This window comes from Candidatus Eisenbacteria bacterium, from assembly GCA_035712145.1.
GTDB lineage: Bacteria > Eisenbacteria > RBG-16-71-46 > RBG-16-71-46 > RBG-16-71-46 > DASTBI01.
Genome location: DASTBI010000252.1, coordinates 80,956 through 93,923, shown reverse-complemented (window position 1 = coordinate 93,923; position 12,968 = coordinate 80,956). Strand labels below are relative to the sequence as shown.

The window sequence follows — 12,968 nt, the reverse complement described above, 5'->3', positions numbered from 1 at the left end:
CGGGTTGGGAAGGACAGGCATGAAGGACGGTAGAAGGCTGAGGGGCCTTCGCGGAGCTCGGCTCGCGCTCGCGGTGGTCTTCGCCGCGCTCGGAATCGGCGCCAGCGCCCCAGCACACGCGCAGTACTTCGGGCAGAACAAGGTCCAATACCGGACCTACGACTGGCGCTCGATCGAGTCGGATCACTTCCAGATCTACTTCTATCCCGAGCTCGACAGCCTCGCCCGCCGGGTGCTGGACCTGGCCGAGAAGACCAACACCACCCTCACCAAAGTGATGGGGCACCAGCTCACCCGCCGGATCCCCATCATCCTCTACGGCTCCCACAACGACTTCGCCCAGACCAACGTCACCCCACAGCTGATCGACGCCGGCACCGGCGGCTTCACCGAGCTGCTCCGCAATCGCGTCGTGCTGCCGTTCATGGGTCCGTACGAGGATCTGCGACACGTCGTGGTCCACGAGCTCGTCCACGCGTACATGTTCGACATGCTCTACGGCGGAGCGGCCGGCGCGATGCTGGCGCGCCAGAGCTTCTATCAGGTGCCGCTCTGGTTCGCGGAGGGGCTCGCGGAGTACGTCTCGCTGGGCATGGAGTCGAACGCGGAGATGTTCCTGCGTGACGGGACCATCTCGGGCTACCTGCCGCCGCTCATGTATTCGGGCGGCTACATCGTTTACAAGCAGGGCCAGTCGGCCGTCAGCTACCTGGTCGAGCGCTTCGGCGACGAGCGCCTGCGCGACCTGCTGCAGCGGATCCGCCAGATGCGCAGCTTCGAGGGCGCCTTCCAGAAGAGTCTCGGCGTGTCGATCGGACGCTTCGACGAGCAGTGGCGTTCGTGGCTCCGCAAGCGCTACTGGCCGACGGTCGCCAGCAAGCAGGACCCCGAGCACTTCGCGCGCCGGCTCACCGACCACCGGCGCGAGCAGAACTACGTGAACACCGCGCCCTCGGTGTCGCCCCAGGGCGACCGCGTGGTGTTCGTCTCCGACCGCCGCCAGTACACCGACGTGTATCTGATGTCGGCGTTCGACGGGAAGGTCCTGCGCCGGGTGATCCGCGGCGAGCGCAATGTGCAGTTCGAGTCCATCCCGAGCTTCCGCGCGTCGCTGACCTGGTCGCCAGACGGCAGGGAGCTGGCGCTGGTGGCCAAGAGCAACGGCTACGACGTGCTCTACGTGATCTCGGCCGAGAGCGGGAAGATCATCAAGCGCTTCGACCTGGGCTGTCCTTCGATGTCGTATCCATCGTGGTCGCCGACCTCGGACTCGATCGCGGTGGTCGGGGTCAGAGGGGATCGCGCCGACATCTACATGGTCGATCGCACCAGCAACAAGGCCTGGCGCCTCACCAACGACACCTACGACGAGATGGAGCTGACCTGGCGCCCCGACGGCAACGGCATCACGTTTTCGTCGGATCGGCTGGCCCCCGTGGTGCTGCATCCGCTGCGCCGCGAGAAAGGGCACGGCGCCTATGGCATCTTCGGCATGGATCTCCAAACCCGTGAGATCACTCAGGTGCTCGACACGCAGGGCGAGGATCACTCACCGGCCTGGTCCTCCGACGGCTCGAAGCTGGCCTTCATCTCCGACCTCGGCGGCACCCCCAACATCTATCTGTGGGACGCCAAGGACGCGTCGATCACCCAGCTCACCGACGTGCAGGGCGGAGTGACCAGCCTGAGCTGGTCCCGGCAGCACGACCGCCTGGTGTTCGCCGCATTCAACAACGGCGGCGTCGACATCTTCGCGGTTCGCGAAGCGCTGTCGCTCGATCCGGTCATGGAGCGGCTGCGCGCCAATGCTCCGCACGCCGTGGTGAGCCCCGAAGGCATGCAGGAGCAGGTCGATTCGATTACCGTGACCGAGCCCGAGACGAAAGGGGCTCTGGCGGTGAGCTGGCCGGACACGCTGAGCGGTCCCGATTCGACGCTGATGGCGCGCGAGGATCCGCGTTCCGCGGGAAGCGGCGCGGCCCGTGGGGTCCAGGTGGAAAACCCGTTCGAGACCTCGCCGTGGGCGATGGGGGGCCAGCCCCAGGGCTGGGCGCCGCCGGATACCGCCGGCCCGCTGCCGACGCGGTCTCCGCTCCACGACAACGGGGGTCCGTTCGCGGTCGCCGACAGCGTGCTCTGGCAGAAACCCACCAAGTACCGGGGACGGCTGTCGGCGGACTACGCGGGCGCAGGCTTCTACGCCTCGACCCTGGGGGTCATCGGGCAGACGCAGTTCGCGTTCAGCGACTTCCTCGGCAATCACAATCTCTATCTCGCCACCGACGTCATCAGTGACGACCTGAGCGAGACCAATGCGTTGCTGGTCTACACCTACCTGCCGCGCCGCTGGGATTTCTCGACCGGCGTCTTCCACTTCAAGAACTACTACTCCTCGCAGGTCTCGCCGCTCGGCGAGCAGCTCGGCACGCCGCGGCTGTTCTCGGAGCGCAGCTACGGCGCGCTCGTGTCGACCGCGTATCCCTTCGACCGCTTCCGTCGCCTCGAGTTCGGATACACGCAGATGTTCGTGGAGCGTCAGTTCTACGACGAAGATGCCAACGGCGTGCTGTTCGAGGGGCGGAAGGAGCACCTGGCGGTCAGCTCGCCGTCGATCTCGCTGGTTGGGGACAATGCGCTGTTCGGCTACTACGGCCCGGTCAACGGCGGTCGCTACAACTTCACCTACAGCCCGTCGTTTCCGGTCAACCGCCGCGGCCTCTCGTATCAGACCGCGGTGCTCGACATGCGTCGCTACTGGGACATGACCCATGGCCACTCCTTCGCCACGCGCGTGCTGGCGGGCGTGAGCGGCGGCCGCAATCCCCAGACCTTCGAGATCGGCGGGTTCTCGACGCTGCGGGGCTACGATGACTTCTCGATCTACGGATCGCGCGTGGCGCTCGCCAACTTCGAGTACCGCTTCCCGTTCATCCAGCAACTGGGGCTCGTGGGACCGCTGCCGCTCGGGTTCTTCAACCTGCGAGGCGTCGGTTTCCTCGACGTCGGCAACGCCTGGTACCAGGACTACACGCCGCGGCTCAGCAGCGTCGTCGACGGCAAGCGACGGCTGCAGGACCTCAAGGTCGGCTACGGCACGGGGATTCGCACCGCCCTGTCGTTCTTCATCGTCAAGGTCGACGTGGCGTGGAACACGGACTTCGTGAGCAACAGCAAGCCTCAGTGGTACTTCAGCATCGGTCCCGAGTTCTGAGTGAAACGGCCGCGGGTCGGCCGAGGTTGGACGGGTTCGCGCCGGTTCGTTAGAGTCGGCGCATTCCTTTTTTTCCCGCGCCGCGACCGGACCCTGCCCTTGTCGAACTCCGTATTCCTGAACGACGCCCAGCGAGCCGCCGTCGAGCACCCCGCTGGCCCGCTGCTGGTGCTGGCGGGAGCGGGGAGCGGCAAGACGCGCGTGCTCACCGAGCGGGTCGGCCGCCTGCTGGAATCGGGGATCGCCGCCGATCACGTGCTGGCCTTCACCTTCACCAATCGCGCCGCGCGAGAGATGCGGGAGCGCATCGAGCGCCGAGTCGGGCGCGAAGCCTCTCGCCGGCTCTGGGTGGGCACCTTCCACGGCACCGGGCTCAGGATCCTGCGCCGCGAGGCGAGGCGTGAAGCGGTCGCCGGGCGCGGTGCGGACTTCGTGATCTACGACCGCGAGGACCAGGAAGGCGTGCTGAAGGAAGTGCTGAAGAGCATGGGACTGACCGAGGAAGCGGCGCGTCCGGGAGAGTTCCTCGGCAGGATCAGCGATGCCAAGAGCGCGCTGGTGACTCCCGCCGAAGCGCTGCCGGTGGCGATGACCCCGCTCCAGAAACGGGTGACCGAGGCCTACGCGCTCTACGAAGAGGCGCTGCGGCGCCGCTCGGCGTTCGACTTCGACGACCTGATCGCGCAGGTCGTGTGGCTGTTCCGCGAACGTCCGCAGGTCGGCGAGTATTACGCGAAGCGCTTCGAGCACGTGCTGGTGGACGAGTACCAGGACACGAACCACGCTCAGTTCCGTGTGGTCGAGGCGCTGGGGAAGGGGCACGGCAACGTGTTCGTGGTCGGTGACGACGACCAGATGATCTTTTCCTGGCGCGGCGCAGATCTCACCAACGTCCTCGATTTCGAGCGTGCGTTCTCGGGCGCCGCGGTCATCAAGCTCGAGCAGAACTACCGCTCGACCGGGAACATCCTGGCTGCGGCCAACGCGGTGATCGAGAACAATCGCGACCGCAAGGGCAAGCGACTGTGGTGCGAGCGCGACGCAGGAGCTTCGCTCCGTTTCGTGCTTGCTCCCGACGAGACGGAAGAGGCGCGCCGGGTCGTCCAGTTCATCCACGACCGCGCGCTCGCGCCCGGTGCGAGCCAGAAGCTCAGGGACTGCGCGGTGCTGTACCGCACGCACGCCCAGTCCCGCGCGCTCGAGACCGAGCTGCGGCACCGGAAGATTCCCTATGAGCTGGTGGGCGGCATCTCCTTCTACCAGCGCCGCGAGGTGAAGGACCTGCTCGCCTACCTGCGGCTGGCGGTCAATCCCAGCGACACCGCCGCCTTCTGGCGCGCGCTCAATACGCCCAAGCGCGGTCTCGGCGAAGCCGTCCGCGCCCGCATCGAGGCGCGCATGGAGTCGGGGGCCAAGGCCCCGGTCGAGGCCCTGCGCGGAGCGCTGCAGGAAGGCGCGCTGGCACGGGGCGCTGGGTCGGCAACCGCGTGGCTGTCCTTGCTGGACGAGCTGCGGACTCGCGTCGCCGAGCCGGCCGATCAGCTGCTGCGGCTCGTGCTCGAGCGCACCAGCTATCTCGACTGGATCGCGGAAGAGGACGAGCGCCTGGCCATGGAGCGCGTGGGCAACGTGCAGGAGCTGCTCGAGTCGGCGGCGGCCTTTGCGGCCACCGCGGCGGATCCCGGGCTCGCGGCGTATCTGGCGGAGGCGGCGCTGCTGACCGACGCCGACCGCCTCGAAGAAGGCGCCGACCGGCTGCTGCTGCTCACCGCTCACAATGCCAAGGGTCTCGAGTTCGACGTGGTGGTGGTGGCCGGGCTCGAGGAAGGACTGTTTCCGCATGCCAGCTCGCTCGAAATTCCCTCCGAGCTGGAAGAGGAGCGCCGCTTGTTCTACGTCGCGCTGACCCGCGCGCGCGACCAGCTGCTGCTGACCGCCGCCGCGTTCCGCCACCGCTACACCTCGGGCGGGTACGGCGCGGCGGGCGGGCAGGTGTCGCGCTTCGTGGACGAGATCCCGAGCGAGCTGCTGGACCGCGATGAGCCGGTGGCGGTGAGGCGTGCGGTCGAGGACGACGACTATCCGGACGCCTGGCGGCCACGGCGCGGACCGCGGGAGCCGCGCGAGTGGGACAGTGGGTCGCCGCGCGATTCGTGGACCTCGTCCGGGCCGACCAAGCGGTCGCCTGCGGTCGGTCGCGAAGTGTTTCACGAGAGCTTCGGACGCGGAATCGTCATGGCCGCCGAAGGCCAGGGCGACACGCTGCGCTACACCGTGCGCTTCGGCACCCGCATCAAGAAGGTGCTGGCGCGTTTCCTCACCGAGGGCAGCCATGTCGATTGATCGTGCCGAAGTCGCCCGCATCGCCGAGCTGGCTCGGCTGCACATCCCCGAGGACCAGGTCGAGCGTCTGGCTTCGCAGCTCTCGCAGGTGCTCGACTTCGCCGCGACCATCCAGCAGCTCGACTTGGAGGGCTGCGAGCCGACGGTGTTCGCGCCGGCCGACGCTCCTCTCCGTCAGGACCAGCCCGATGGTCGGCGGCTCACGCCCGAGCAGGCGCTGGCGGCCGCACCGGAAGGCGAGCACGGCTTCTTCCTGGTGCCGCCGATCGTGGAGAACGTGAACCCGTGACCGATCTCTGGAAGCTGTCGGCCAAAGCGCTCGCGGAGCGGGTGAGAACCGGCAAGGCCAAGGCCGTCGAGGCCGTCGAGTCGGGGTGGGAGGGACCCGCGAAGACGTGGGAGTCGGACGTCCACGCGATCCTCGCCGCGGACCCGAAGGCACGCGCTTCAGGCGCCGCCGCCGTGGTGGACGGCCCGCTCACGGGCGTACCGGTGGTGGTGAAGGACAACCTGTGCACCACCGACTACCCGACGACGTGTGGCTCGAGGATCCTCGCCGGCTATCGCTCCCCTTACGACGCCACGGTGATCCGGCGACTGCGCGGCGCCGGTGCGGTGGTGACCGGTAAAGGCAACATGGATGAGTTCGCGATGGGCTCGTCCACCGAGTACAGCGCCTTCGGACCGACTCGCAACCCTTACGACCTCGAGCGTGTTCCCGGCGGCTCGAGTGGCGGCCCCGCGGCGGCGGTGGCCTATGGGCTCTCGCCCGTCTCGCTGGGCTCGGACACCGGGGGCTCCGTGCGGCAGCCTGCGGCGTTCTGCGGCGTGCTCGGCCTCAAGCCCACGTACGGCCGGCTGTCGCGCTACGGGCTGGTCGCGTTCGGCTCGTCGCTCGATCAGGTCGGGATCTTCGCCCGCCACGTCTCCGACGTCGCGACCACGTACACGTCGCTTGCCGGTCCCGATCCGTGTGACGCCACCACGCGGCAGACGCCGGCCCCCGATGTGAGCGGCTGGGACACGGGCGTGCGCGGGTTGCGATTCGGCTGGCCGGCGAATCTCTGGAAGGCCGGCGTCGAAACCGACGTGGTGCGCGGGCTGGAGGAGGCGGCCGAGTGGCTCGAGAAGGCGGGAGCGGTGCGTGTGCCGCTCGAGTTCATGCCCGGAGAGTTCGCGGTCGCGACGTACTACCTGGTGGCGACCGCGGAGGCCAGCTCCAACCTGGCGCGCTTCGACGGCGTTCGCTACGGCTTCCGGCACGCGGACAGCGAAGACGTGAGGGCGCTCTACACGAAGACGCGCAGCGAGGGCTTCGGCCCCGAGGTGCAGCGCCGCATCCTGCTCGGCACCTATGCATTGTCGGCCGGCTACTACGACGCCTACTACCTCACGGCGCAGAAGGCGCGCACCCGCATCCGGCGCGAGTTTCAGGAGGCCTTCGCCCGAAGCGACTTCATGGTGCTGCCGGCGTCGCCGACTCTGCCCTTCAGGATCGGCGAGAAGACCGACGATCCGCTGGCGATGTACCTGAGCGACATCTTCACCATCGGCGCCAACCTGGCCGGCATTCCGGGACTCACCGTGCCGGTCGGGCTGACCGCGAGCCGGCTGCCGAAGGCGGTGCAGCTGCTCGGGCCGGAAGACGCGGAGCCCACGCTCCTGCGCGCGGCGCGCGCCATCGAGGTGCGGGGCGACATCGCGCGCATGGCCGCCGCTCACGAGACGGAGTTCGCATGGCCTACGAAGCGGTAATCGGGCTGGAGTGCCACATCCAGCTCCGCACCCGCACCAAGATGTTCTGCGAGTGCCCGGCCGAGTTCGGGGCGGCGGCGAACAGCAACGTGTGTCCGGTGTGCCTCGGGCTCCCCGGAGCGCTGCCGATCGCCAATCGCTCGGCGATCGACTTCGCGCTGCGGCTGGGACTGGCGCTGAAATGCGAGGTCCGCGGCGAGAGCGTGTTCGCCCGCAAGAACTACTTCTACCCCGACATGCCGAAGAACTACCAGATCACCCAGTATGACCGGCCTCTGTGTGAGGGCGGAGCGCTGCCGGCACGCATCGAGGGGGAGGAGCGAAGCTTCGCGCTGACTCGCATCCATGTCGAGGAGGACACGGGAAAGTCGTTCCATCCCGAGAAGCTCGGCGACCGCAGGATCTCTCGCGTCGACTTCAATCGCGCCGGCGTGCCGCTGCTCGAGATGGTGACCGAGCCCGTCTTCCACGCGCCGGCCGAGTGCGCGGCATTCCTGGCGGCGCTGCGGCGCCTGGTGCGCTGGCTCGACATCTCGGACGGAGACATGGAGAAGGGCCATCTGCGCTGTGACGCGAATGTCTCGATCCGCGCGCCGGGGACCACGAAGCTCGGGACCAAGACCGAGATCAAGAATCTGAACTCGATCAAGGGGGTCGAAAGAGGGATCGCCGCGGAGATCGCGCGGCAGACCTCGGTGCTCGATTCGGGCGGCAGGATCGAGCAGGCGACGCTCCTGTACGACGCGGACCACGACAAGCTCGCGGTGATGCGCTCCAAGGAGCACGCACATGATTATCGATACTTTCCGGAGCCCGATTTGCCGCTGTTGAGAGTGTCCGGCGAGTGGATCGCCGAAGCCAAGGCTTCCCTGCCCGAGCTGCCGTGGGAGCTGGAGGCACGCTTCGTCTCTGGATTTGGATTGCCGGCCTACGACGCCGCGGTGCTGTCTCAGGATCGCGGCCTCGCGGACTACTTCGAGAAAGTGGCCGCGATCGCGTCCGCCAAGGCCGCCAGCAACTGGGTGATGGGAGAGGCGCTCGGCCGCATGAACGCGCGCGCGTGGTCCCTCGCGGAGTGGTCGAAGCGGGTCACGCCGGTTTCACTCGGCGAGCTCGTTCGCCGGGTGGAGAGCAAGGAGATCACCGGTCCTCTGGCCAAAGTGGCGCTGGACGCGATGGCCGACGAAGGCGCGGATGCGATCACGGTGCTGGAGCGCGCCGAGTACCAGGTGCGCCGCGGCGCCGACGAGCTGTTGCCGCTGGTGAGAGAGGTGATCGAGGAGCACCCCGGTCCGGTGGCGCAGTATCGCGGGGGAAAGGCCGCCACGATCGGCTTCCTGGTGGGCCAGGTGATGAAGAAGAGCGGCGGCCAGGCCGTGCCGCAGGTGGTGAAGGAGCTGCTCGAGAAGGAGCTGGTGGGGAAGAGCTAGCCCCCCTCAGCGCTCGTCCGTCCCTGTCGAATTCGCCCCCTCTCGTTCGACTACCTGGCGTCCACAGTCCAATTTCACCCCAGGAACGGGAGGCGAAACATGAAGTACCTGTGCCTGATCTACTCCGACGAGTCGCAATGGCCCAAGCTGCCTCAGGCAGAGACCGAGCAGGTTCTGGCCGAGTACGGAGCCTTCGGGGAGAGCATCAAGTCGAGCGGCCATTGGGTTGCGGGACATCGACTGCACTCGACCTCCTCGGCGACGACGGTCCGGATCCGCAACGGCAAGCTGTCGACCACCGACGGCCCATTTGCAGAGACCAAGGAGCAGCTCGGCGGCTTCTACATGATCGAAGCCAAGGATCTGAACGAGGCCATCCAGATCGGCTCGCGTATCCCAGGGGCCAAGTACGGCAGCATCGAGGTGCGGCCGGTGTGGGAAGTGCCGGTGGCCGTCCGTTAGTCTTGCGGCATGAGCGATGAGGCGGCCGATCGGGCGCGGGAGACGGTCGACGCCGTCTATCGCACCGAGTCGCGCCGCATCCTCGCCACGCTGATCCGCCTGCTCGGCGATTTCGATCTGGCGGAGGAGGCGCTGCACGACGCCTTCACCGCGGCGGTCGTCCAGTGGGCGCGCGACGGCGTGCCCACCAAGCCCCGCGCGTGGCTGGTCTCCACGGGCCGGTTCAAAGCAATTGACTCCATGCGGCGCCGCGCGCGGTTCGATGCGTCATGGGGGGAGATCGCCGAGCGCCTGGAGTCCACTCCGCCCGATCCGGCGAGCCTCGACGATGAGTGCGCCTTCGACGATCGCTTGCGGCTGATCTTCCTTTGCTGTCACCCGGCGCTGCCGCCGGACGCCCAGGTGGCCCTGACGCTGCGCGAGGTCTGCGGACTCACCACCGAGGAGATCGCGCACGCGTTCTTCACGCGGCCCCCGACGATCGCTCAGCGCATCGTGCGCGCGAAATCGAAGATTCGCGACGCCGGCATCTCTTATCAGATTCCGCCGCGGAACGAGCTGGCCGAGCGCCTCGACATGGTGCTGCATGTGGTCTACCTGGTCTTCAACGAGGGCTACCACGCGACGTCGGGCGGGTCCCTGACTCGCCATGATCTGTCGAGCGAGGCGATCCGGCTGGGTCGCCTGCTGGTCGAGCTGCTTCCCGAGCCGGAGTGCGCGGGACTGCTGGCGCTCATGCTGCTCCACGAGTCGCGTCGCGCCACGCGCACGACCGAGGACGGCAGGATCGTGCTGCTCGACGAGCAGGATCGCTCTCGGTGGAACTCGGCGATGATCGCCGAAGGCCTCGACCTCGTACGCCGCGCGCTCCAGTCCAGGCGGTTCGGGCCGTACGCACTGCAGGCCGCGATCGCCGCGGTTCATGCCGAGGCGCCCACCGCGGCAGCCACGGATTGGCCGCAGATCGTCGGGCTCTACGACGTCCTGTCGCGGGCGGCGCCTTCCCCGGTCGTCGAGCTCAACCAAGCCGCAGCGATCGCGATGCGGGATGGGCCACTGGCCGGACTGGAGCTCATGGACGCGATCCTGGCGCGCGGGGATCTGAAGGATTATCCGTTCGCGCACTCGGCACGCGCCGAGCTGCTACGCCAGTTGGGGAGAAATCATGAAGCGAGAGTCGCGTACACGCGCGCGCTCGAGCTGGCACGACAGGAGCCCGAGAGACGGTTTCTGGAGGAGCGACGACGTGACCTCTCGGTCTCATGAATCTGCGCGTGTCTGAACGCGTGGAGGGTGCTACTCGGCCCGGGCGCCGCGGGTCCCTCGAGATGGCCTCGCTCGCCGCCGATAACCAATTGCATGGGCCCCATTCTCACTGCTCTGGTCACGGTATGCGTCGTCACCACGACGACACCTCCATACGGGAACGATGCCGGCCTGGCGACGTTCAAGAACTGGCTCGATCGGACGCGTCCTGGATACGGATGCGACGAAGGTCCCGCACGACTTCGCAATTCGGCGGTCGAAGCGGCATACCCAGGGCGGCGCTTCTACTATGTGCTCACGCACGCGCGCGGGATCCAGCCGCCGTTCGAGAGCTCCGTCACGATGGTCGCCGAGGTGAACGAGCAAGGCCAGGTGCGGCCGCTCCGAAGCGTGGAAGAATTGCGGGTGGGGTTGATGAAAGTGTCCTCGGCCAGGAGCGCAAGGCTCGCGGCGGCCGCGGTGATGTCGCTGGGCTCCTGTGGCGAGCGCCGCTGGAATTACTCGCCCGAGTCGTTCACCGCCAAGCGCAAAGGCGGCGGCTGGGTTTGCTCCTACGAGCACGGAGCTCGTCATTACCTCTCACAGGTGACTTTCGACCGAAAGGGCCTGCTTGCCGCCATGTCGAATGGAGCGCCTCCGGTCCCCTGAGCCGAAGGCTCCGGCAGGCTTGACCCCCTCGGACGCCCGCTTCTAGATTCCGTCCTGTGAAGGGACTCCGCATTCTCGTTGTCGGATCGGGCGGTCGCGAGCACGCGCTCGCATGGCGCCTCGCGCAGGACGCGGAAGTGTCCGAGATCATCGTGTCACCGGGGAACGACGGCATGGGTCGCTCGTTCCGGCGCCTCGACATTCCGGACACCGACGGCGCCGCCTTGGCCAAGACGGCCGAGGACGAGAAGATCCAGCTCGCCGTCATCGGACCGGACGCGGCGCTGGCCGCGGGCGTGGCCGACGCCTTCGACGCCAAGCGCATCCCCGTCTACGGTCCCACGCGCAGCGCGGCCAAGCTCGAATGGAGCAAGTGGTTCGCGAAAGAGGTCATGACCCAGGTGGGCGTGCCCACGGCTCGCGCATCGCGCTTCGATCGACTCGACGATGCCCGGCAAGCGCTCCCCTCATTCGGCCCTCCGTGGGTGATCAAGGCCGACGGCCTCGCCGCGGGGAAGGGGGTCCTGGTGTCGCGGGAGCGCGAAGAAGTGCTGGACTTCCTGGCCGGCTCTCTCGAAGGCGATCGCTTCGGCGAGAGCGGCCGTACCGTGGTGATGGAGGAATATCTCGAAGGCGACGAGCTGTCGTTGACCGCGGTGTGCGACGGCCGCGCCTACGTGCTGCTCGCTCCGGCGCGTGACTACAAGCGCTCGCGCGAAGGCGACCAGGGCCCGAACACGGGTGGAATGGGCGCGTACGCGCCCGCGGTGGAGCGCGCGATCGCCGACCAGGCCGGGCGCCGCATCATCGCGCCGCTGCTCACGGTGATGTCGCGGCGCGGGATGCCGTTCCGCGGCACGCTCTACGCCGGTCTCATGATCACCCGTGACGGGCCCAAGGTGCTGGAGATCAACGCACGCTTCGGCGATCCGGAGACCCAGGCGGTGCTGCCGCTCGTCGAAGGCTCGTTCGCGCGGCTCTTGATGAGCGCGGCGCGCGGAGATCTCGAGTCGCAATCGATTCGTCCGAGCGACCAGCATACGGTGGTCGTGGCCCTGGTGGATGAAGGGTATCCCGAGGCCGTGCATGGAGGCGGAACGCTGACGGGGCTCGACCGCGCCGCCGAGCAGCACGGGGTCACGGTCTTTCACGCCGGCACGCGGTGGGAGAACGAGGAGTGGGTGGTGCGCGGCGGGCGCGCGGCTTATGTCGTCGCCAAGGCTGCGACCCGCGAGGAAGCGAGAGACCACGCGTACGCGGCCATCGCGGACGTGGGAAGGAACGGTTGGCGATATCGAACCGACATCGCCTTTGACGGCGTCTCGGCCGCCACATCGCGGCCGGGTACAAACTCGTGAGGGGGATGAGCGTGGCTTCGAGGAAGCAGGCTTCAAAAGTTCGGGTCGGCATCGTGATGGGCAGTGAGTCGGACCGGCCGGTGATGGAGGAAGCGTCCCGCGTCCTCGACGATTTCGGCATCGGCAACGAGATCGCCGTGCGCTCCGCGCACCGCACGCCCGAAGCCGCGGCCGAATACGCGCGCACCGCGAGGGCGCGCGGCCTCGAGGTGATCATTGCCGGGGCGGGAGGGGCCGCGCACCTGGCCGGCGCCATGGCCGCCAACTCGAAGCTGCCGGTGCTGGGCGTGCCGCTCGCGAGCTCGCCGCTCTCGGGGTTCGATGCCTTGCTGGCCACGGTGCAGATGCCGCCCGGAGTTCCGGTCGGGACGCTCGGCGTGGGATCGTGGGGAGCGCGCAACGCGGCGCATCTGGCGGTGCGGATCCTGGCGGTGTCCGATCCGGCGCTGGCCCGCCGCCTCGAATCCCCCAAGCCGGCCGCAAGGAAACGCTGAT

General features: G+C 67.9%; 10 protein-coding genes. All 10 read left to right on the top strand.

Annotated features, from left to right (window positions below; all coding sequences use genetic code 11):
* Positions 1-19 precede the first annotated feature (19 nt).
* The 10 genes from VFQ05_17795 to purE all read left to right on the top strand — a co-directional run bounded on the left by VFQ05_17795 (position 20) and on the right by purE (position 12,967).
* Entirely contained in the window at positions 20-3,211 is a 3,192-nt protein-coding gene (locus VFQ05_17795) for a BamA/TamA family outer membrane protein (protein HET9328625.1), read from the top strand.
* A gap of 99 nt (positions 3,212-3,310) precedes the next feature.
* Entirely contained in the window at positions 3,311-5,554 is a 2,244-nt protein-coding gene (locus VFQ05_17790; GenBank protein ID HET9328624.1) for a UvrD-helicase domain-containing protein, read from the top strand.
* Positions 5,544-5,843, top strand: coding sequence for an Asp-tRNA(Asn)/Glu-tRNA(Gln) amidotransferase subunit GatC (gene gatC / locus VFQ05_17785; protein HET9328623.1), 300 nt, complete (start codon positions 5,544-5,546; stop codon positions 5,841-5,843). The genes VFQ05_17790 and gatC overlap by 11 nt, the downstream gene beginning before the upstream one ends.
* Positions 5,840-7,309 carry an Asp-tRNA(Asn)/Glu-tRNA(Gln) amidotransferase subunit GatA gene (gatA, locus tag VFQ05_17780; protein ID HET9328622.1) on the top strand — a complete coding sequence of 490 codons (1,470 nt, stop codon included), beginning with the start codon at positions 5,840-5,842 and terminating at the stop codon, positions 7,307-7,309. Before gatC ends, gatA begins: the two co-directional genes overlap by 4 nt.
* Positions 7,291-8,739, top strand: a complete 1,449-nt coding sequence (gene gatB / locus VFQ05_17775; protein HET9328621.1) for an Asp-tRNA(Asn)/Glu-tRNA(Gln) amidotransferase subunit GatB — start codon at positions 7,291-7,293, stop codon at positions 8,737-8,739. The genes gatA and gatB overlap by 19 nt, the downstream gene beginning before the upstream one ends.
* 99 nt (positions 8,740-8,838) lie before the next feature.
* Positions 8,839-9,201, top strand: coding sequence for a YciI family protein (locus tag VFQ05_17770; GenBank protein ID HET9328620.1), 363 nt, complete (start codon positions 8,839-8,841; stop codon positions 9,199-9,201).
* Positions 9,202-9,210: 9 nt separating this feature from the next.
* Complete coding sequence (locus VFQ05_17765; GenBank protein HET9328619.1) at positions 9,211-10,467, top strand: RNA polymerase sigma factor; 1,257 nt, start codon at positions 9,211-9,213, stop codon at positions 10,465-10,467.
* A 93-nt stretch (positions 10,468-10,560) separates the two neighbouring features.
* On the top strand, positions 10,561-11,115 hold the full coding sequence (locus VFQ05_17760) for a hypothetical protein (protein ID HET9328618.1): 555 nt from the start codon (positions 10,561-10,563) through the stop codon (positions 11,113-11,115).
* Positions 11,116-11,171: 56 nt separating this feature from the next.
* Positions 11,172-12,473 carry a phosphoribosylamine--glycine ligase gene (gene purD / locus VFQ05_17755; GenBank protein HET9328617.1) on the top strand — a complete coding sequence of 434 codons (1,302 nt, stop codon included), beginning with the start codon at positions 11,172-11,174 and terminating at the stop codon, positions 12,471-12,473.
* Between the two features lie 5 nt (positions 12,474-12,478).
* On the top strand, positions 12,479-12,967 hold the full coding sequence (gene purE, locus VFQ05_17750) for a 5-(carboxyamino)imidazole ribonucleotide mutase (protein HET9328616.1): 489 nt from the start codon (positions 12,479-12,481) through the stop codon (positions 12,965-12,967).
* Position 12,968: the final 1 nt, after the last annotated feature.